At 57.6% G+C, this 21,069-nt stretch carries 17 protein-coding genes and 2 pseudogenes; 8 read left to right on the top strand and 11 right to left on the bottom strand.

Features of this window, described 5'->3' with window-relative positions; genetic code table 11:
• Window positions 1-130 precede the first annotated feature (130 nt).
• From ACVIYL_RS00895 to ACVIYL_RS00905, 3 genes and pseudogenes are all read right to left on the bottom strand, one after another.
• A pseudogene (locus ACVIYL_RS00895) lies at window positions 131-265 on the bottom strand (IS5/IS1182 family transposase); the annotation flags it as partial.
• 91 nt (window positions 266-356) lie between these two features.
• Window positions 357-839, bottom strand: a complete 483-nt coding sequence (locus ACVIYL_RS00900; protein ID WP_456777480.1) for a hypothetical protein — start codon at window positions 837-839, stop codon at window positions 357-359.
• Window positions 840-1,292 (bottom strand): helix-turn-helix domain-containing protein, encoded by a 453-nt coding sequence (locus tag ACVIYL_RS00905; protein WP_456777481.1) that lies wholly within the window; start codon window positions 1,290-1,292, stop codon window positions 840-842.
• A 693-nt stretch (window positions 1,293-1,985) separates the two neighbouring features.
• On the opposite strand from ACVIYL_RS00905, the pseudogene ACVIYL_RS00910 reads away from it, so the two are divergent.
• Window positions 1,986-2,900 (top strand): annotated as a pseudogene (locus tag ACVIYL_RS00910) (IS1595 family transposase).
• 155 nt (window positions 2,901-3,055) lie between these two features.
• On the opposite strand, the gene ACVIYL_RS00915 reads toward ACVIYL_RS00910, so the two are convergent.
• Window positions 3,056-3,943, bottom strand: a complete 888-nt coding sequence (locus ACVIYL_RS00915) for a DUF3800 domain-containing protein (RefSeq protein WP_456777482.1) — start codon at window positions 3,941-3,943, stop codon at window positions 3,056-3,058.
• A 516-nt stretch (window positions 3,944-4,459) separates the two neighbouring features.
• A complete protein-coding gene (locus tag ACVIYL_RS00920) occupies window positions 4,460-4,756 on the bottom strand; it encodes a hypothetical protein (protein WP_456777483.1) in 297 nt (98 codons plus the stop codon).
• A gap of 141 nt (window positions 4,757-4,897) precedes the next feature.
• Between ACVIYL_RS00920 and ACVIYL_RS00925 the strand changes: the two genes are divergently transcribed.
• Window positions 4,898-5,782, top strand: coding sequence for an SPASM domain-containing protein (locus tag ACVIYL_RS00925; RefSeq protein WP_456777484.1), 885 nt, complete (start codon window positions 4,898-4,900; stop codon window positions 5,780-5,782).
• Window positions 5,783-5,915: 133 nt separating this feature from the next.
• Here the strand turns inward: ACVIYL_RS00925 and ACVIYL_RS00930 are convergent, their stop codons facing one another.
• The 3 genes from ACVIYL_RS00930 to ACVIYL_RS00940 form a co-directional block, all read right to left on the bottom strand.
• Window positions 5,916-7,199, bottom strand: a complete 1,284-nt coding sequence (locus ACVIYL_RS00930) for an NAD(P)/FAD-dependent oxidoreductase (protein ID WP_456777485.1) — start codon at window positions 7,197-7,199, stop codon at window positions 5,916-5,918.
• 157 nt (window positions 7,200-7,356) lie between these two features.
• Window positions 7,357-8,046: a methyltransferase gene (locus ACVIYL_RS00935; RefSeq protein WP_456777486.1), complete on the bottom strand. Its 690-nt coding sequence runs from the start codon at window positions 8,044-8,046 to the stop codon at window positions 7,357-7,359.
• 615 nt (window positions 8,047-8,661) lie between these two features.
• Entirely contained in the window at window positions 8,662-9,060 is a 399-nt protein-coding gene (locus ACVIYL_RS00940) for a hypothetical protein (RefSeq protein WP_456777487.1), read from the bottom strand.
• Between the two features lie 383 nt (window positions 9,061-9,443).
• Between ACVIYL_RS00940 and ACVIYL_RS00945 the strand changes: the two genes are divergently transcribed.
• From ACVIYL_RS00945 to ACVIYL_RS00955, 3 genes are all read left to right on the top strand, one after another.
• On the top strand, window positions 9,444-10,565 hold the full coding sequence (locus tag ACVIYL_RS00945) for a hypothetical protein (protein WP_456777488.1): 1,122 nt from the start codon (window positions 9,444-9,446) through the stop codon (window positions 10,563-10,565).
• A 34-nt stretch (window positions 10,566-10,599) separates the two neighbouring features.
• Entirely contained in the window at window positions 10,600-11,070 is a 471-nt protein-coding gene (locus ACVIYL_RS00950; RefSeq protein ID WP_456777489.1) for a hypothetical protein, read from the top strand.
• A 1,173-nt stretch (window positions 11,071-12,243) separates the two neighbouring features.
• Entirely contained in the window at window positions 12,244-13,410 is a 1,167-nt protein-coding gene (locus ACVIYL_RS00955) for an acyl-CoA dehydrogenase family protein (RefSeq protein ID WP_456777490.1), read from the top strand.
• Window positions 13,411-13,595: 185 nt separating this feature from the next.
• On the opposite strand, the gene ACVIYL_RS00960 is transcribed toward ACVIYL_RS00955, so the two are convergent.
• The gene (locus tag ACVIYL_RS00960; protein WP_456777491.1) at window positions 13,596-14,036 is read right to left on the bottom strand and encodes a VirK family protein; all 441 of its coding nucleotides are present in this window, start codon (window positions 14,034-14,036) and stop codon (window positions 13,596-13,598) included.
• Window positions 14,037-16,123: 2,087 nt separating this feature from the next.
• Between ACVIYL_RS00960 and ACVIYL_RS00965 the strand changes: the two genes are divergently transcribed.
• From ACVIYL_RS00965 to ACVIYL_RS00975, 3 genes are read left to right on the top strand one after another with little or no spacing between them, the layout of a single operon-like run.
• Window positions 16,124-16,813 (top strand): response regulator, encoded by a 690-nt coding sequence (locus ACVIYL_RS00965; RefSeq protein ID WP_310879810.1) that lies wholly within the window; start codon window positions 16,124-16,126, stop codon window positions 16,811-16,813.
• A 28-nt stretch (window positions 16,814-16,841) separates the two neighbouring features.
• The gene (locus ACVIYL_RS00970; RefSeq protein WP_456777492.1) at window positions 16,842-18,296 is read left to right on the top strand and encodes a type II and III secretion system protein family protein; all 1,455 of its coding nucleotides are present in this window, start codon (window positions 16,842-16,844) and stop codon (window positions 18,294-18,296) included.
• Between the two features lie 10 nt (window positions 18,297-18,306).
• Window positions 18,307-18,972 carry a CpaD family pilus assembly lipoprotein gene (locus tag ACVIYL_RS00975; RefSeq protein WP_456777493.1) on the top strand — a complete coding sequence of 222 codons (666 nt, stop codon included), beginning with the start codon at window positions 18,307-18,309 and terminating at the stop codon, window positions 18,970-18,972.
• A 232-nt stretch (window positions 18,973-19,204) separates the two neighbouring features.
• Here ACVIYL_RS00975 and ACVIYL_RS00980 read toward each other — a convergent pair whose 3' ends face one another.
• A complete protein-coding gene (locus ACVIYL_RS00980; protein ID WP_456777494.1) occupies window positions 19,205-20,242 on the bottom strand; it encodes an EscU/YscU/HrcU family type III secretion system export apparatus switch protein in 1,038 nt (345 codons plus the stop codon).
• Complete coding sequence (sctT, locus tag ACVIYL_RS00985; protein WP_456777495.1) at window positions 20,239-21,060, bottom strand: type III secretion system export apparatus subunit SctT; 822 nt, start codon at window positions 21,058-21,060, stop codon at window positions 20,239-20,241. The genes ACVIYL_RS00980 and sctT overlap by 4 nt, the downstream gene beginning before the upstream one ends.
• Between the last annotated feature and the right edge of the window lie 9 nt (window positions 21,061-21,069).

Raw genomic sequence — 21,069 nt, forward strand, 5'->3', positions numbered from 1 at the left:
TTGCTAAGAGGCTTAGCTTTCGGGAATCTGACGAAGTATAAGAATGAGATCGTAACCGTCTGTAAGCTCTCCGTGGGCTTTCAAGCGTCCTGTCAACGGCGCTCAGCTGACGGACCAAGACGTGGACTCATTAGGGCGCAGCCAAACTGATTGCCGCGAGTTGAACGAAGGCAGGGTAGTTGGTGGCGAGTCCGCTATAGCGCTCTGCCACCCGACGACACTGTTTGATCCTGTTGAAGCGCCGCTCGATCTGGTTGCGAGCGCGGCAGGAATGGTGATATTGTACTTTGCGTACCCAAGGAGCAAAATAAAAAAGGGCGAAGATGAATATTTCACCTTCGCCCTTTCAGGCCGCTTTAAATCTTCGGCTGAAACATAATCACGGGTAAGGGCGGGGATCGTAATTCAGCAGACCAGTCTAGATTCGCGAACAGCGCTCTGAAGTAAGCATAGCTGGCGGGTCTGGCTACGTTTTCCGCCAACAGCACAGCGGTCGACTCGTCGAAGTCCATCAAGTTTCCATAAGCTACATCGTAGTCGGCCGCGCACTTTACGAAGCGCTTCCTTTTATATTTGAAATCGACCGTCCACTCGACTGTGCAAAGCAAGTTTCCTTCCTTTGTGTCGAACGCTACTTGCTTAACGCGTCCGCCGTAAGTTGGTTTTACGTCGGCGTCGTCGTCATCAGCATCGAGGATTTCTCGGTTGACGGTAAAGTTCACGGATCGAAGCGTTAGCGTGACGAGCCGTGCTTTACGCACGGCTTGATTGTACTTAATCCGTCGCTGCTGCGCTTCTTCCGGACTGGTAACCTCACTCTTTTGAGTGTCATCGGCCATTTAGGCGGCGACCTCATAGTCGAATGTTCCGGGCGCGAAAGAGTCATTCGCTGGCTTTGGCTGAGCAAACTTGAGACGAGAAACACGCTCAATTGATGAGATGATCTGAGTTGCGTCCTTCTCTGAGAGAGTCTTCACCTCGGGACTTTTTTGAAGCGCATCCTCAGTCCAAGACGGCTCAATTCTGGCGTGAATTGAAGGCGCGCAGCCGCGCTCAACCTTCACGGTCTCGCCCATGGCGTGGAAAAGGATAGCGAGAGTCCGGAGTGTTGGATTCGCCTTAGGGCTGAAAATCTGAGAGAGCCTAGCTTTACTGATGCCAACGCGACGCGCCAATTCGCTTCGGGTCACGCCGCGCTCAACCATCAGATCATGGAGAAGGAACTGAGCATCAATAACCAGGTCTTCCTGCGCCTCTATGTGGTCCGCACAGGCTTCGTAGTTGTTGCGCATATCCATGCTCCTCAAGTCCATTCTTGTAATTTGCCAATTTCAAGTGCGACTGATTTCAGTCTTGCTTGATCTACTTTTTGCTTCTTCTTCGCCGGGTCAACGTCTACTCCAACGAAGCATTTCTTGCTCCCAACTGTCAGGACCGCCCCATATAGTCGCCAGCCGTCTGGCTTAAAGGCCCATACAGACACGTTCCTTCGACCGGGCTGACCGGCAGAATGGCTGCCCTCATGCCGATAATGCTCCTCGATCATTCTGTGGGGTTCGCTATTGCAGAACCTCTGCATATATCTCTGCAACTGGCGTGCCTGACCGCGCGAAGTGTTGTCATTGCGCGACAACAGAGCGTCGTATTCGGCCCGAGCGTCAGGGGACAGTCGCACGTCCGCTATCTCTCCCGTACATACAATCTCAAATCCGGCGGCCGAAACCAAGATGGCAGACCCTATTTTCGGCGGCAACGGTTAATATATATCTTAACTCTTGACAAGCTAGGTGGGTCCTTAGGTGTGATAAAAATACAGCTAGGGCGTGTTGTACGTCCCTTATGCCCCTAGATTCTTCGATAGGAAAGCGTTCCGTTCCCAATTTTTGACGGCGCGGAACAAGCGGCCATATAACGTTTCTGTGAAGCCGATGTATTTGGCGTACCCAGTAGATCGGTATATATCTGGTCTACAAGGGAGAATCGTCATGAAATCGGTCCTTTCAGCCAACCACTTCCACGACGAAGAGGTGGCTTACGCTTTCGTCGAAGCGCGCCTTTGGCCGAACGGCCCTGTCTGCCCGCATTGCGGCGGCGTGGATCGCATTTCCAAGATGGGCGGCACGAGCACCCGCATTGGCACCTACAAGTGCTACCAGTGCCGCAAGCCGTTCACTGTGAAGGTTGGCACCATCTTCGAGGCCAGCCACGTCCCCATGCGCCACTGGCTGCAAGCGATCTTCCTGATGACCTCCAGCAAGCAGGGCATCAGCAGCAACCAGTTGCACCGCACCCTTGGTTGCACCCTCAAGACCGCTTGGTTTATCTCGCATCGCATCCGCGAGGCCATGCGCGTCAATGGCCTGACGATGCCGCCATGGGTAGCGGTGGTGGCGTCGTAGAGGCTGACGAGACGTTTATCGGTTTCGTGGAGAGCGGCCAAAAGAAGGGCCGCAATGCTTGGTCTTTCAAGAACGTCGTTTTCACTCTGGTTGAACGCGGCGGCTCTGCACGTAGCTTCCACATCGTGCGCGCTGGCGACTTGATGCCCATCATCAAAGAGAACCTGAGCCGCGAAGCCCAACTCATGACCGACGAAATGTACACTTACCGATATGCCGCCAAGTCTGGCGCTGTTGCTAGCCATGACACCGTCACCCACTCAAAGGACGAGTACTTCGCCGCGAAGCCGACCGGCTGATCACCACCAACACCGTGGAGGGCTACTACAGCATCTTCAAGCGCGGCATGAAGGGAGTCTATCAGCATTGCAAAGAGAAGCATCTGCACCGATATTTGAGCGAGTTTGATTTCCGCTACAGCAACCGTATCGCGACTGGCTACGACGATCTGGCGCGAGCGTTCGCGGAAAGCGCCTAACCTATCGAACGACTAATCAGTGAGACCGCACCATATGGCCCCGAAAGCAGGCGCGCCAAAAAAGAAAAAGCCAAAGCCTAAGCTGTCAGACAAGGAGCAATCCGAGCGGTTCAAAGTGACCGCTCGGGAGCTCGGCGTTGACGAGACGGGCGAAGAATTTGAGGCGGCCCTCGATAGGCTAATTCCGGCGCGTCCAGAGAAGGGGCGCGGCAGGTAGATGAGGCCCCGTGCGAGCATTCAGCAATTGGACGTATCGCCATCGGCCGAATGTGAAGTGCAGTCGTGGCTCCTGTGTCACTTCCCTATATAGTCTTTCGAGCGCCGTTCTATCGTAAGGGAATAGTAGAAATGGAACTTCGCCGCGCCCCTTAAACAGAGGTAGTTTAGTGGGCGGATTGCGCAACAGGCCGTCCTCGGTTCTCTTCCGTGTTATCCAAGCGAGCATGTCTGCAGCTTGTAGAGGAAGCACCTTTTTTTCATCGCGAAACACAGGAATGCTACTCAAGCGGCTCCACGGCACGCCAGAATAAACTTTGAAATCCTCCCAAGCAGCGACGATCCTGTTCATCTCGCCGACTTGTTCGTCAAAAAGAAAATCAATCCCCGACCCAATATTGAAATGGTCCTGAAAATGGGGAAGCTCTTTCATCATTTGCATCGCAAGGAAGTAATAAGGGCTTCGCAGCTCTTTCGGAACAGTCGGGTTTCCAAAAAGAGCTTTATAGGCAGCGTGATCTAGAACGATTGCTATGCTGCCCATCACATGCTCCTGGATCAGGGAATCTAGGAACATGATCTTTTCGTTTCTGGACTCCTCAGAAAACCCTGCGAACTCGCCGCCAAAGCCCATCGCCTCGGACATTTTGAAGTATGCGATCCGCGGCTTCATTTCGCAGCGTTGCCGCCACTCATCGGAAAATGATGCCCATTTCTCCGCAGTCGAGATAAAGCCGGCCATTACGTAGACCGGCGGGTCGTCGGAAACACTCTCATCCACGTAAATTTGGAACATGAGCATCAAGCGGTTCTGGCGCTCAGGCGAAGGAAAGCCGGAGACCAATGACAAATCTGTGCGCCGGGGCTGGTCATGACGACTCGCCCCCGTCCCGTCTTGATAGCATGACGGGTACGCGAAGTACAATATCGCCGTAGGAATAGCAGAACATCAGTGAGACCGAGAAAAGGCTACGATTCCGGTCGCGCGAAATGGGCGAGCCTAACGGTGCACCCCTGTTTTAGCGGTGGCAAAGGGCGTGCTTCATCTGAGCAGGCCGACAACCCGTACGCCCAGGACTACATCTCGACCGAAAATCCTGGCCATGCGCCGCTCTTTGCTACGACCCACAATCACAGAAGTATATACCGTGACAATCGTCCGGAGCACGATCGCGCCGGCCACAGGAGCGCACGCAGTCAATCTGAATGTAACTCAGCCGGTCAGGGATCGACGGGTCGAGCCGGCTGCCCAGCTCGCAATCGGATGAAACGTGCGGTACCTGCTCGACGTTTCAGTTCGAACACGTGACCTGCTTTTGCGGTACGGCTGGGATACTAAAGACAAGAACCAAGAGGCTTGAGAGTATCAAGCCAAATCAAGACCATCCGTCGGATGAACCAATAAATTATCGAAAGCCAGACGCACGAAGCTTTCGGGCAAGGCATCATTTTGCGGATAGGCAAACGTCAATTCGTCGCCTCGTGTGATCTTAAGGCGGATGATCCTCGAAACCGAACAACCCAGCGAGGGGCGCGGAGCCCAACTTACGGCGGCGTCAAAACGAAACGAGAATATCATTGGCACCAATAATGCTAAGCGGCAGTCGACAGGTAAGAGGCGCGTCGCGCCCGCCATAGCGGTGTTGTCGAATTCAACGCCCACGAGATGCGAGCTGCATCTAAGGCATTTCGTCAATGAGCCTATCGCGAATTGCAACCCATGAGAGCGCGGCGAACGCTGCACAATGAACGCTAAGTCGTTACAGCAATTTCTTGCTCCGCGTGCCTGAAAGGACCAGACAGAATGACGGCATATCCCATGGTGTTACAAAACTTACGCGCCGCCAATCCTGGTCGCAGGGTATTGGAGATAACCACGACCGCAGGATGCATCGTCCGGTGTTCTTATTGCCCCCAGGACAAGTTCGTCGATCGCCAAAGACCTGTGTCTCAAGCAAAGCACCTGGGTCTTCAAGATTTCCAGCGATGTTTGGCACGCGTACCAACGGAGACCGACATCAGTTTCGCCGGCTACTCGGAGCCTTGGCTGCATCCGGAGTGCACCAGGATGGTTGAGCATGCTCACGCACGCGGCCATGACATCCGGATTTTCACAACCCTTGTCGGAATGAATGGGAGTGACGTCCGGCGCTTGCAAATGCTCCAGTTCAGGGCTTTCGTTGTCCACGTTCCTGACGACGGAACTTATATGAACAGTCGCCTCGTCGGAAGGTCTTATCTCAATGTCATGCGCCGACTGCTCGAGGCGAACATTCCCTCAATTCGATTCGTCGTCCTGGGCAAAGTCCATCCCGATCTCGCCGACATCATTCCCACCAAGACGCTAGAGCGCCTGCGGCCGCTGAGTAGCAGGCGGGGACGTCTTGATCCGAATATCATCAAACCTCGACAGCCGGTCGTCGGAACTTTGACTTGTATTGGCAAACAACAATATCGCAATGTCCTTCTCCCAAACGGCGACGTTACTCTGTGCTGCATGGATTTTGAGCGGCGTCATGTCTTGGGCAATCTTTTGCGCGACGAATACGAATATCTCTTTGAAGGACCAATCTTTCGCGAAGTCATCGATCGCATGAACGGAATGGATGGCTTTCTGCTCTGCAGGATGTGTGAGTTTGCCAATCCGCAGACGTTGGAGTGCTGTATGGTTGCCGACCAACAATCGTGAAGGCAGGCCCGCGCGAGGGCGGATACTGAGAATTCTCTGAAGAACGACAGACGACCAAAGTCAATTTCGCTCGCCTCGTGCCAAACTTATGGGAAACTTGCCGGATTTGGGTATACGAGTGACATCAGGCGGATCAGAGCCGCGCTTCAGTGAAGTGAACCAGCTGAGAGCCTGCTCTGTAGAGGACTTCACGGGCGGCACGAAACCGCCGATGTTCAACTAGCGTGACTGGAAGTGGTAGATCCTTTTCCGCAAGGTGGCCGAGGACGTAAGAGGCCAACACACCGCCGAAGACGGTCCCAGGAGCAATCCCGCGCCCGTTGTAACCACCGAAAGAGACCACGTTGCGGTCGAGCTTGTGAAAGCGCGGCAGATGGTCGGAAGTCATCCCGATCATCCCGCACCAGCCGGTATCGAACTCGAGGTCGCCGAGCTGCGGAAACAGCCTCCGTAGCGACCTGATTGCCCAGGCGCGGTGAACCAACGCGCCGATACCCTCTAGAGCGCCAACGCTGCCGAACACCAGACGGCCCAACCGATCGAAGCGAAACGAGGAAAGGACCTCGCTGGTAGTCCATGCTCCTTGCCGTTCGGGCAAGATTGAGGTCCTGAGACGGTCTGGTAAGGGCCGCGTGGCCAAATTGAAGTAAGGTAGGTGGATCTGCTCTCCCTGAACCTGCGGCCAAGGCTTTTTGCCGTAGGCGTCGGTGGCGACGATCACCCACTCAGCACATACGGATCCCATTGCCGTCCCAGCCCTCCAGCGCAACCCCATATCGCTGACTGTGAGGACCTCAGTTTGTGCGAATATCCTCGCACCCGCTGCAAGCGCAACGCGTGCCAAGCCGCGCGCATAGGCCAGTGGCTGGATTGTACCGGCGCGCTTGTCTAGCAGCGCGGCGGTGTAGCTGCCACCGCCAATCTTTTTGCGCGTCTCCTCCGCATTAAGCACCACGACCGGAGCACCGCGTTTCTGCCACTGTTCGGCACGAATCTGGACTTCCTCCAAGCCCCTGTGGCCGACTGCGCAATGCAAGGTCCCTGCGCGCTCAACTTCGCAGTCGATCCCATATCTCTCGATCAGTTCAAAAACCTCCTGCGGTCCTCCACTCAGTAATTCGATGAGCCGCTCTCCAAATGGAGGACCGAGTGTAGCTGAGAGCGTGTCGGGCGTGACCCACATGCCCGCATTGACGAGCCCGACGTTGCGCCCGGAACCACCAAATCCAATTTCGGATGCCTCCAGCAGGATAACGCCCACGCCTGCCTTCGCGAGGTGAATAGCCGCAGAGAGTCCGGTGTATCCGCCGCCGATCACAACGACATCGGCTTGCAAATCACCCACGAGAGGACCGGTATACGGCGGCGCTGGCGCCGTCAGCTCCCATAAGCCGTGCGATTTGCGATTGCCTTGCATCCGACGAACTCGTTCTGCGGCTCCATTAGACCTCGGCCGGCGACCTTCGTTGGTGCGTGTGATCGAACTGCCGATCCGAACACGCCTAGTGCTGAACTGGCACTTTTACAGGTTGACCAGCGGATGCGTCCGGGAGGATTCACGAGCGGAAGGGGCTTCACCGAAGCGTGAGGTCCCAGATGACGCGGATGTGCCCTCCATGAATCGATGGTCGGAAAATGTGCATATTTCTAACTCGCAGCTTACTGTCATCGATCAGGTTCAGGACGCGCCCAATATCTCCCTGATCAGAAAAGACGACATACATTCGGCCGTCGGCATTGAGCCAAATATGTGCTCCCCCTAGAGCTGAGGCCATGACGCTATGATCTTCGTCAAAGCAAGAGCGCTCCAGCTCGTCCTTTGCTTTTCGGTTCCAATACGGGGCCGCAAAGAGAATAAGATCGAATTTTTCTCTAGGCCGCAGCGCAGAATAAATGTCACTGTGGCGCGCTTCTGCGTGCTCCGAATAACCCAACCGCTCGATGTTTAGCTTTGTGGTGAGAACGGCTTGCGGATTAATATCGAGAGCCACCAGGCGTTCAGCCCCAGCGCGGAGTGCCGCCAGTCCCAACACACCCGATCCGCATCCCAGATCTAACACTGTTGCTCCAGATTCGATGTGCCACTTCGATATCAGGGCGTCGGGAGCGTGACTTAGGCGCGGCGACAGCACGCCGGGGAGAATGTGCAAGACCATACCGCACACTTCCACATCGTGCGGGTGTTCGCATGACCGCAGATCGGCGATCATTGCGTCCACATCGGTCGTTTGGCGCCGTGTCGATATGGCTAGGGGGGCGGTCATTACAACTCTCCAATTTTGTAGCGCGCTCGGAAGCTGCTCTGCCTCATCGCCACCCATTCGATCGGTGCCTATTGAGCGAGTACGGCAGCTGCCCCACGCTCGGTGCTCTGTACAGGCACACCCGGGTCTACAGGAATGAGAGCATGGTCGATCCTGCGTTTCTGAATGCACTCGGCCTTCGCAAACTATCGTTGTCTCTCAATAGCAACAGCCGTGCCATCAGCACTCAAAACGCGCTCGGCTGCTGATTTTCCTTCAAGAACGTCGCCGGCGGGCCCAAGCTGGGCTGCCCCAGCGTGTCGGCAACGGTGTCAGAAACCGAACACGTCTAACCGATGTGGTACATGAATGGCTGCGTTTCGCGGCTATTCTCGCGGCAGTCGGCCAGAAGGCGGAAATGCGCTCCATTGAAAACTCACGTCTCTACGAGTCGTCAGGAACACACAAATGGGCTCAATTCACGGTTCTCATGCCGCCGAAATGGATATCTAGTTCATTTGAAGGAGCGCGCGATACGTCACCTCACGCCGACCTACAACCAATCGAAAACCTGCTGAATGGCATACCGAGCGCCGCGATCATTGCGCCGTGATCGCCGCGATTGAGATCTGAAGGTCAAGACGATCCCGATCGTCCGTGGAGCAGCACCTCGCATTGCAGCTCAAGTCCTCCGTTGAAGGCGCTTTCGTCCAGCGCTTTCTTTGGCGGCAGGAGCGATGCTGCAGCAAGGCAAATGCCGCCCACCAACCATTCCACCTTTTCGCCCGGCCACGTCAGGTTTTGGAAAGCTAACGTGAGTAACGAGGGAGCGACGCCAACGGACTGACCATGGACCGATTCAACTCGATCAACCCCGCCGATAAAGGGCCCGCCGCGTCCGATGCGACCGTGGAACAGCCGCAACGGCCGCAAGCGGCGTTTGAGCAGCACTTGGGAGAGGCGCGACAGGTCGGTCCCACATATCCCCATAGTGAGCTTTACGATATCACTGAGGAAGACGATCGCCTCATCCAAGCAGCATCTGGCGCTGCCCTCGAGCGAGGGCCGCCGCCGAATGCGACCACCGTCGAAATTTATGATCGTCGGCTTCGCAAATTGGCTGAGGCGCTGAAGCAGTCTGGCCAATCGATTGCTGGGCTCGATGACGATGCGTTGCTCGACTGCTCCAAAAAGCTACTGCCAGGAGACAAGGTCATCGCCCCCGCATTGGCATCGTTAGCAGGTACCGCGAGCCTAGCGACCGCGCTCGGCCCCTCACGACACATTACCGTCCGTCCAAGGAAGACGAACGCCTCATCAGAGAGGCCACCGAGGCGGGCTTTGGTCGAGCAATCGACGAAAAGACTGCCGCAAATTATGCTAGCTGTCTTCGGAAGCTAGCAGCAGCACTGCGACCTTTGTCACTTGTTAAGCTCAGCCACAAAGCGCTGCTCGGCCACGCCGACACCTTATTTCGGAACGACAAGAAACTCATCTACGCGTTGAATCGGCTGAGCGACTACCGCGCGATCGCTGGGCAGGACAATTCGGGTGGTGAAGCAAGCAGCACCTTGCGTCTACCGGCTCACCCGGCCGCGGATTTGCCAGCGCAGCTTTTCGATCATGAGCAGCCTTTGATGAGCTCCGCAGATCGGGGCGCCCCATCGCCGACCGATGGTTTCAATGCTCCGCAGGCTTGGCAGGGAATGGGTTTAGCCGCTCATTCTCCCGTGCAACGTGTCGCCCAGGATATGCTTTTCGACGCTGTGGCCCGAAGCAGCATGCTTCCGGGTGCCAGCTTCGCTGCGCCAGAACAAATACGTTCCGCCGTCCCCTCGCCCGTACAAAGTTTTGCTCAGGAAGCGCTTTTCGAGGCCGCGGATCGAGAGGGCCTGCTCACAGCCTTGACCTTCGATGTGCCGGTACAGTGGCAGTGGGCGACTTCCGCCGCCCGCTCGCCTGAACAAAGCATCGCTCAGGAACAGCTTTTCGACGCAGCAGAACGGGGCGGCTCTGCGCCTGCTGATGGTTTCAATGAGCCGGAGCTTTGGCCGACAGTGCGCGCAACCGCCCGCCCGCCCGTACAAAGTGTCGGCCGAGAGAATCCTTTCGATGCTGTAACCCGGCAGGCCAACTCGCTGCCGCACAATCCCGCCTCTGAAGAATACGTTGGACGGATGATCGATCGGGACGGCGCGGCTCCGGCCGCACTTGATCCGCCGTCCCCCGCGGACGGCGAGAGCTTCGATGCTTCCTTGGTCGTTCCCGAGGATTTCTCCCATGGCAGCCAGTCCGCGCCGGATATGATGCGCTCCAAGCTGGGCCGCTGGGGTCTGTTGCCAGACGCAGCACAGCGGGTAAAGACCTACGACATTCGTGGTGAACGTTATACGGCGGTATTAGGACCGAAAGGGCGCAATGATGTTCAGCTTATCCATCTGAGGTCTCCTGCTGTCGGCGATACATTTGATGTTTCGTTCGCCGTTCCCGAGGATTTTTCCCATCGCACCCAGCCCGCCCCCGACATGATGGTTGGGTAAGTGGGACTTCTTGCCTGACACTGAATATCCGGTCATGAACTACCAGATTGGCGGCGAACGCTACACGGCTGTGTTGGGACCGGGGGGTCCCAATGACATTCAACTCGTTCATCACCTTCGGCTCGCTTTGCTGGGTGACGCTGCCGTTACGACGCCGACGGCTCCCCCAGATCGCTACGGCGCTCTTGAGCCGCGCATGTCGTTCGAATTGCGAACGGACGCTTCTTCGGCGCTTGCGCCAGACCTTCTACTGCCGTCTGCCGCACAGGCATCGGGTCAGCAGCCGCCCCCGCAAATGCCTGAACTGGGACAGTTGTTCGGCGATGACTTCAGGCACGGCCCCCGGGTCGCTTCTCCTGTCGTGGTCGACATGCTCCAAAACCTGGATCTTCTGCCAAGCCAGGATGTCCCGATGACCCGCTTTTTGATCCATGGTGAACCCTACACGGCCGAAAACCTACCCGGAGGCACCATTCTTCTCTTTCATCGGCCGCAATTTGGCTGAGCGAAGGGCGCCCCGGCAGCTACGCTCGAGCCGCTGCCGAAACCAGGTCAGATCTTTTGTTTTCCAGGGATCCTACAACTGCCTCCGAGTGAACTCGACTGTGGTAAGCCCATCATAGGCAGTCCCATCATGGCCAGTGATATGCGGCTGGATATATCGATTGCATTATACTCATATGCGGCAGCGCGGCACTTTCAATGGGACTGATGCTGGTTGAACGCGCGGGGACAGCTTGGCTAGTTGCTCGCATCTAGAACTGATGGCTCAATTGTTGCTCGGCGTCTTCGAACCTCGCTTTGTTTCCGGGCGCGACCACAATCGTATGGGGACTGTCACACGAGCGCCGCCGCATGGGAGAGAGCGAGATCTCCTAGCCGGTCACTTTGCAACAACGACGGGCGCTATGCCTAGACTCAACACGTCGATCGCCGGTTTTGGGGCCCTACCAGATGAGCTTGCTATACGCGTCATAGCCGATCGACGTGCAGGATGCAGGTTACGGATCGGATCCGCCCGGAGTGTGTTGACTAAAAGTCGCCCCACATTGATGCAAAGTCATATGCATGATTCTTGGCTATACGCCAGCCAAAGTCCAGAGAGATTTCCAGCACGCAGCCGCTAGTGGATCCGGCGGTCGAGAACATCACCAGCAACACTCGAACTATAGCGCTACGGAATCTGCAATGACAGCTTTCCGCGCCGGATCACTTGAAACTCCGAGTGATCGAAATTGGAATGGTTCTCAGTCAAAGCCGACACCGTCATGTTCAGACCATCGTGTTCGTTTGACAACGTGCTATGCCGGACATCGGACATGAAGCTACGCGGCGCGGCGCGGATCACGCAGCCTCACTCACCCCAACATGGGTGACAGACATATCTCATTGGCACGTGGATTGCTGGGACATGGCAAGGCGGTGTGCTCGGTCGCCGGGCAGGAGTTCGCAGACGTAGGTCGACTGACTTGGCAACGAATGTGACAGCCCCTAGTTCGAGAACACCATGACAAGCATGCGCTGCTGTCATCATAGAAAAACGCGATAATACAGCGCGCTCCCCAGCCGTCTTATACGGCGCAATGTTGAAGACGAATCCGCCGCATTGCGATGCGGCCAGGATCTCCGCTCTTCTCAGTGACGCGCAGTAGCGCTCGTATGAGCACCGGAGACAGTTATGAACGCTTCGCCAGAGATGATCCCACCAGACGGCGACGTCAAGCCTGCCACCGGGGATAACCTCCCGACGCTGCTCGCTGAGATCCGCGCCCGTCGAAACGATTTCGCCGTCGCTCAACAAATTCCAGGCGATATAATCGAGGGCTTCAAACGAGTCGGCGTCTATCGGGCTATGGTCGCAAAGCGCTTCGGCGGCGAGGAGCGAACGCCGGCCGAGTTTTGTCGCCTGATCGAACGCATTTCCGAGGCCGACGGCTCGGCCGGTTGGGTCGCCAGCTTTGGCGATGGGGCCTGCAATCTCGCTGCTCTTCCAGATGAAACGCTTGGCAAAATCTACGCAAATGGACCCGACGTGGTGTACTCAGCTGCGATTTTCCCGCTACAGCCCGCCCGGCGAAGCACCGGCGGATTTGTCGTAAGCGGCGCGTGGCCATTCGCCAGCGGCTCGCCCGGCGCGGCTTTGATCGGCGTCGGCATCGCGGTGGAAGACGACCCAACCGGTGGCTTTCCACGTGTAGCCGTAGTGCCAGCCGAAAAGGTGACTATCCGCCCCCATTGGGACGTCATTGGCCTGCAAGGAACCGGCAGCCACGACGTGGTTCTCGAAGATATCATCGTGCCGGAGGAATGGACCCTGATCCGCGGCGGCTCGCCGACACTCGACCGGCCGATTTACCGTTATCCGTCAGTCGCCTTCGCCGCCCAGGCGCATGCGGTCGTTGGCATTGGTATTGCACGCTCCGCGCTGAACGAGCTGATCGCGATAAGCCGGAGCCGCCCCTCGATCACTGGAGCGCCTGTGATGGGACAGCGTGGCTATGTCCAATTGGAGACGGCCAAAGCCGAAGCCAAACTGCGTTCCGCGCGATCCTTCTTCTATGAGGCTACCGAAGAACTGTGGAACGAGGCGCTGAATGGCTCCATAAATCCGAACACCGCAACGCTGATGCGGCTCGCCGCCACCCACGCCGCGCTACAAAGCGCCGAAGTCTGCAACATCGCAAGCAGTCTCGCCGGAACTGGCTCGCTGTACACGGCGAGCAATCTGGCGCGCGCGATGTGCGACAGCTTCGTCGTTGCTCAGCATGCGGCTTTGAATGAGGGAACACTTCAGCGTGCCGGCCAGCTCCTGCTCGGAGGTCCAGCACAGCCGGGCTTTCCGTGACATGGCTTATCGACGAGCATTTTCGCACGATCGCCACAATAGGATGGCTGTGAACAATCACGACGACTAGAAGCAATCTGGCCGTCGTCACCATCGAGACCAGGTCTCATGGCTTGCGAAGCCGTTTCACATGGGTCAGGGGGATCGAACTTTCGACACCAATCCCCCTGCGCGGTGCTTCTCGTTTACCAGATGAACTTTGCACCATCAGGAAGGTCGCAGATGAACTCGCCCTGGTTCACGAGCTCAGTCGTTCCGACAACAAGCTTGGAGGCACGCACCGTGAGCCTACCTTCGCGGCTGAGACTATGGCGGATGTATTCCGTCACGGCATGTCCCGTGCTATCCACCGTTTGATGCGCGTTGGCGAAGCTGATGCCATTCTGGGCGGTGACCCTGAAGGCATTGATGACCAGACCGGCTTGCGTCGCAGACGCAGGCTTGCCCCCCTCCGCGGCGGTACAGCGGCTCATGTCCAGTATGAGCTTCACATTCTTGCCGGTCTGCAGGGCATTGAGCACCTCGGTGTATTTTGGCGAGGGCTCATCGGCTCTGGCGTTCGTGCTCACGCTTGTCGCCGAAAGCAGAGACAACAGGATCGCCAAGCCTTTGACAGTAAACTTCATATGCTCTTCTCCCTCCATTATAATCACAGATCGCCTAAGCTGACACTCGCATGATGACGTCTTCGCAACCCGATTGGCTGCTTTCAGACATCAAGCGCGTCGTGCTTGCGAGAACAACAACCTGTCGCACTCATGCGCAAGTGGTCGCGAGGACTAATCCGACCTCACAACCTCGTAGGTTAGTTTTTGCCAAGCCAGTCTGGTCAGTGCACCCGCCGCCCCAGCAGTGATCGAGCGCAGGTGACATTGAATCGACCAATCGCAATGGTCGCGGCAATCCAGCCGGGCCAGTGAGATCGAGACGACTTTTCCGAGAACTGCTTGGCATATCCGTGATCGCCTCGTCACTTCGCCAACGGCTCGTTGGCACGAGAGCCTGAAAGCCGCTTCTACTCATGGCCGGCTCGGCCTTACGCTGACTCGCCTTTGGCCAGAAGACGGCTGGATGCGATTGCATCACGTAGCAGCCCAGTGGAGGCCACATCAGACGTGGCGAGCAGCGCCGCACGCTACGCCTATCCGCCGCTTGAATGCGTTCCATCAAAACAATTGATTTTGCCGATCTTGCCTGACGCCCCCATAGTCGGCCTCAATCTTTGGAGGCAGCATTCAAGAATGTGGTGTGACAATCGATTCTCTTTTCAATCCCTTGCCGGTCAATTCCGCTTGGGTAATCGCCGTCTGCATCCAGGACGTTAAGCCTCACGCCTCAAATCAACGCATCTGGCGGCAAGCCTGCCCGCCAATTGCCACATGTGAGGCGATCGGGCAGTCGCACGCGCACGCGCGTTATGGCTTGCCTTGGAGCGAAGCAAGAACGGTTGGATCTTCACACGACGCCGTCGCTGTGGCTCAACCTGCACATCATGGGATATTGGACAGACAAAATGCTCACGACGTTGGAGAAAGTCGCGATCCTCAAGGCTATGACGTGTCCAGACTATGTCGTTGTCGCTTCACGACCCGCGTTAGTTTGAAGACGCGTGTAACCAACTGTTAAAGAGACTTGAAACTCTCCTAACGTCAGATTGTAGGATTTCCGACAGCTTCGCGACACAGCCCCCGCTCGCGCGAACACTTCCTGACAGGTAGCAAGAATTGCGAACGTCTCTCAAACTCAACGCCGCACCGCTCCACTTCGTCACCCCGGTCGATCACACCCGTCGACGACGTGTTCTTAAAACCGCTCGTATACAGCACGGAGAGCTCAGCGCCATGCCCGTTGCAGCGGCGGCGCCATTTCGCAGTCGAGCAGAACGCAGGCTCTGTTTACCTCGCGATTTCCGCGCACGACGCAACCAACGATTCGGGCTTCGATCATTCCGCCGCAGCTCATCCAAGATGAGATGCAGCTGGCTGCCTGACCTCAATCACACGCGCCGCGGTTCCGACGAGCGGCGGCCCTATCCTCCGCTCGTTCGCTGCTGTCGGTCGGGCGCAGCATCGGACGCGACAAAACATCGGGATCGTTGGCCTCCCGCAGGTCTGTCTGCCGTCAGGGAACGGCTTACTCCGTAGTCGGGAGGAGCATCGATCTATTCGTCGCGCACCGCGGCGCTGGAACACTGATCCAGATGCGTGAGGTGAAACCTGTCTTTCACGCGGAAAAGCTTGCCTCGTTATGGCGATGCTACAGGCTCGACAGCATAGCAAGACTGACCGCGAGACCGGACAAAAGTGGGGAGTTCCTAAATGTCGATTTCGCCAGGCTGCTCAGCCACCAATCCAACCGTCGGCGCTTGCGCTTCGATTGCGCGCTCTAGCGATGTCATGGTCGATGGCGGCTACTCAGCGCGTGCAGATACAGCTGCAATCGACGCTCAGATGCACCAACCTGCCCCTACGGCTTTCGGCTTCGCCAGTGATTTCGCGGTTCTTCTCGACACGAGGGCCCTCATCGATGGCGAGGCATTCTTCAATCCGAAGACGTGCAAATCACGAGGATTGCTCGCCCGCCATCATGCTCTGCTTCATCGCCCTCGGAATTTTGCGCAGGCGCCAAAGCGGGCGTCTGCCAGTTCCGTCGAACCTCTTGCTCAACCGTGACGCGCTTAACGTCTTGGCGTGGATGGACGAGAGGCGATGAAATGCGAATTCTCCTGATTGATCATCATTCGGACTTTGTCCGTGCTGTGAAGGAGGCGCTGCTGAATTGCGGGTTCGCCGTTGATGTGACGCGCACGCTCGATGAGGCGGCGGCCGCGCTCGATTGCGCCAACTACCACATTCTTTTGCTCGAATTGGTTCTGCCTGATGGAGACGGCTTGGACTGGCTGAAGCAGTTGCGACGCGAGGGACGCTCAATGCCGGCCATGATGATGAGCAGTCTCAACGACATCGGCCGGCGGATTGCGATTTTCAACGCGGGTGCGGATGATTTCCTTCCCAAACCTGTGTCGACTGACGAACTCATCGCGCGCATGCGGGCCATTCTGCGGCGGTCGACGCAAATGACGGCGCCGGTCGTGACATTCGGCAATCTGCATTTCGACCCGATCGGGAGGCAAGTCGCGGTCGGCGGTCGGGTACTGCGGATTGCCCGCCGCGAAGTGTGCATTCTTGAACATCTGCTCAACCGCGCCGGCCGCACCGTGCCGCGCGCATCGCTGGAGGATAGCCTTTATGCGTTCGATGACGAGGTCTCGACCAATGCGCTGGAAGTCGGGATCTATCGCTTGCGCACGCATTTGAACCAGTCGGGCGCGACGCTCAGGATCAAGACCGCGCGCGGCGTCGGTTACACCCTTGAACTCATTGGCGCGGCATCGGCCGCCTAACTGAATCGAACTTGAAAGCAACAATCCCTTGAAGGTCGTTTACAATGCTGCCGGCGCTGATGAGCCGTGGATGGTCGCCGGGGCGGCGCGCTCGGCTGTTTTGCCTCTCATATGCTACGTCCTGTGCGGACTTGCACTGCAATTTCCACTTGCTGCGGCAGCCGAGACCAAGCGGGATGGCAAAGCAGAACCGCCGCGTAGCGCGCCCGGCAGCACCTCCGGCACGCTGAACCTGATTTCCTCACAGGGCAAGACGATCCATCTGACTGCTGCAGCGGCGAGCATATTTGTTGCCGACCCGACGATTGCGGATTATCAGGCGCCGTCGAATACGACGATCTTCGTGTTTGGCAAGAAATCAGGACGCACCAGCCTCTTTGCCCTGAACGAAAGCGGCGAGGCTCTCGCCGAGCTGCGCGTGGTCGTCACACAGCCGATCGAGGACCTGCGAGCCACGCTTCGAGCCGAGGTCGGCGACTATCCGATCCAGGTCAGCTATACCCCGCGCGGGGCGATCCTGAGCGGTACGGCGCCCAATGCGGAGGTTGTTGAGACTGCCAAGAAAGTCACCGAGCAGTTTCTCGGCGCGGGGGCGCTGGTCGTCAACAAGATCCAGGTGGCCGGCTCGTTGCAGGTAAATCTCAGCGTGCGGGTCGCAGAAGTCTCCCGAAGCGCCGTCAAGGATCTCAATATCCACTTCACCGCATCTAGCCCGAACGGCGCTTTCCTTATCAGCGGCAAAGATGGCGGGTCCGGCGCGGCCGGCGGCGGCGGCACGATCGGCATCGGGTTTAGCGCCGGCAATACCAATCTGAGCGCTGTTCTTGACGCACTCGCCAGCGAGCACCTCGCCTCGATCCTGGCTGAGCCGAATCTGACGGCAATGTCCGGCGAGTCCGCGAGCTTCCTGGCCGGCGGCGAATTTCCGATTCCGGTCATGCAGGATAATCGGCAGGTGTCGGTTCAATTCCGCCAGTTCGGCGTGAGCCTCGAGTTCGTCCCGACGGTTCTTAACAACAATCAGATCAATGTCCGTGTAAAGCCCGAAGTCAGCGAACTGTCGAGCGAAGGCCAAGTCAAAATCAATGGCATGGAAGTCCCTGCTCTCTCAACCCGGCGGGCCAGCACCGTGGTCGAGCTCGCCAGCGGTCAGAGCTTTGCAATCGGCGGGCTCATCAGGCGCAACTTCAACAATGACATTGGCGAGTTTCCTTGGCTCGGCGACGTGCCGATCCTCGGCGCCCTTTTTCGCTCCTCATCGTTTCAAAAGCGCGAGACCGAGCTGGTTATTATTGTCACGCCCTACATCGTGCGGCCGGGATCGAACCCGACCCGGATAAGTGCGCCGACCGACCGCATAGCACCGCCCTCAGACACAGGCCGCATCTTGACGAACACGCTGGCGCGGCCGCCAAAAGACCGCGATGCGCCCCGCACGAGCGCACCAGGATTGACCGGCAGCGCCGGCTTTATCATCGAATGAGGATCGCCAAATGACCTTGCGACGTTTGTGCCATTTGGTCGTTGTTGCGGCAACATTGGGCGGATGCGCAAACAGTGCTTCGATCCCCCCCGGGCCGGCTGAACAGGCGATCCAGGTGGAGCAGAAGAACAGTGTTTTGGTCCTACAGAGCCTTCGTGGCTCGGAAAGACATCGGCTGCGGAGTTTCATTGCGAGTGCAAGTGGCGGCCGGCGGGACGCACTCCATGTCGATGTCACTGGCTCGCCCCGGCTCATTGCACAGGTGGCCCACGAGGTCCGTGCCATGGGCATTGCCCCCTATAATATCCGGCTATCCGCCTCACCTCTCGATCTGCCCTCCCATTTCGGGGTAAGGATCGAGGCGATCACCTTTGAAGCCCACCCTCCTGTCTGTCCGTCGCTTTCCATCGTCGGGCCTGCAGTCAACGATAATTCGTTCGACCCGACGCTTGGCTGCTCGACCAGAAGCAATCTGGCAGTCATGGTCAACGATCCGCTCGACTTGCTGGACAATCGGTCGGTCATGACGAGCAAAGGCGATCGCGCCGCCATACCGGTTGCCAGCTACGGCACGTTTGGCCCAGGCAACAAGAGCAACGGAGAAGGCGGACAGAGCAGTGGGGCCGCGTCGGAAGCCCCTGCGGCGGCAACGAGGGACGTACAGCCTCCTCGATGACGGCGTTGCATCGCTACCGGCTGATCAAAATGATCTAGCGCTTTTCCGTGCCGATTGAATCGCAGGCTGGATTGTTGTTCTGGCGCGTTTTCTTCCGCGAACCGGTACCCAACTTCGCTCGAAAACACCCTAGAGCCTTGTCCGTTCCGATTGAATCGGAACGGAACTCCAGATTCTTGTTTTGACGCGTTTTTTTTCGCGCGAGCCGGTGTCCACTTCGCTGGAAAACGCTCTAGACCAACCCGGCAGCGTAAAGCGCTTTTGCGATCGACTCGAAATATTGCGACGGAACCGGATTGCCAAGTCCTGCTTTGCCGAGCAGCTGACGCGTCAGGAGGTCGTCATCCACAATCTTGAGGCGCAGCGCGCGCGCCTCGCCAAGCAACTTGGAAGCAGCTTCGCCCTCACCCCGACAGACCAGAACCGGCACGCCAGTTTCGCCGCGAACATAGCGCAGCCCAATCAAGGCTGCGGACCCCCTCAGTATCAAGTTGGCGCGATTGACGCCAAGCGGAGCCTCGTTCGCCGACACCTGGCGCAGACGCCGGCGTTCGCCCTTCACCTGCGGATTGCCTTGCTGTTCCTTGTTCTCGCGCTTGGCCTCGGTTTCGGTCATGCGCATCTCCTGCATGAACAACCAGCGCTGGATCAGAAGGTCGGCCAATCCGCCCACGAGAAAGGCCCCAGCAGCGATTCCTGCCAGCAGCTTGACCTCGGTGAAGACTATTCCGAGACAGCCGATGCCGCAGACCGGCAAGTACACCAGCGCTTTCCAGCTTGCGGTCACGGTGAGGAAGAAGCACGTTCCCAGGAGCATCACCTTAACCAGCGTCTTGCCAAGCTCGATGGCCGAACGTTTCGATGCGATCCGCTTCAAGCCTTTGATCGGATCCAGTTTCTCAAGTTGCGGTTTGAGCGGCTCCAAAGCAAACATGAAGCCGCCATTGGCCAGAACATTGGCCAGAAGGCCTGCTACCACGGCAGCCGCAAGCAATGGCCCAACCGCCGCAACCGAGAGTTCCAGTAAGCCGTTGAGTGCCTGCGGAACTGCACTCGAGAAGGGCTGCTCCTGCAGTTTGTCGATCAGCCGGACCGTTTCATGCCACTTGTCTTCGATCGCCCCCGCTCTCCACCACAGACAGGAAAAGCCGGCGCAGGCGCTGACCCCGCTCACCAGATCGGAGCTGCGCGCGCTCTGCCCTTTCTTGCGCGCATCGCGCAGCTTCTTGGGGGTCGGAGGAAGCTTTTTCTCCTCGCTCGTGCCGCTCATTTCAAGAGCTTCTTGAAATACTCGAGCATATTGTTCGAGGTGAGGATTTCAGCTCCCGCGTATTCGAGGAGATAGACGCTGTAGCTGACCATGATGACGCCGAAGGCCACATTCTTGATCGTAGGCGAAAGATCGTTCAGCTTGAGCTGCGATGCGAAGCGGCCGAGCATCATGACCGATATGTCGATCAGCAGCAGCAGAGCCAGCACCGGCCCGGCGACCAATAGCGTCGTCAGCATGATATGATCGAGAAGGGTGAGGCATTCCATTGCCCCTTGTTCCGTCACCGCAGGCAGGAACTGATACACGGGCCAGATCAGATAGCTGCCATAAAGGCTGCTCACCATGGTCTGGAGGCCGCCAACCAGAACGAAGATCGTGACCGCGGTGACACCGAGAAAAAGCCCGGTTCCCGACGCCTGGCTGTGCGTCGCAGGATCTTCCGCCGCAACCTGGCTTGAGATTCCTCGCTGGGTATCGATGATGTCGCCGACTGCCTGGATACTCCATAAGGGAATGCTGAGCAGGATGCCGAGCAGAAGGCCGACGAACACCTCCTTCAGACCGAGCATGGTGACGCTGACCAGACGCGTGTTCGGGTCCAGCGCCTGGAGGCCGAGTTTGATCTGCGCCAGACACGGTAGTCCGATCGCAATCGTCAGGCTTCCGCGGATCAGGCCACTGATACGCGGCCGGGTAAAGACGGGAAGAACCAGCATGATGCCTAAGGCGCGGGCCGCGCTCAGGCCGGTTGCGGCGACAAGTTCGATTCCGCCCTGGACGAGAGCGTGCGCATCTGAGGGTGACAAGCCAGCCATCCAAGCCCT

Source organism: Bradyrhizobium sp. USDA 3315 (assembly GCF_054056795.1).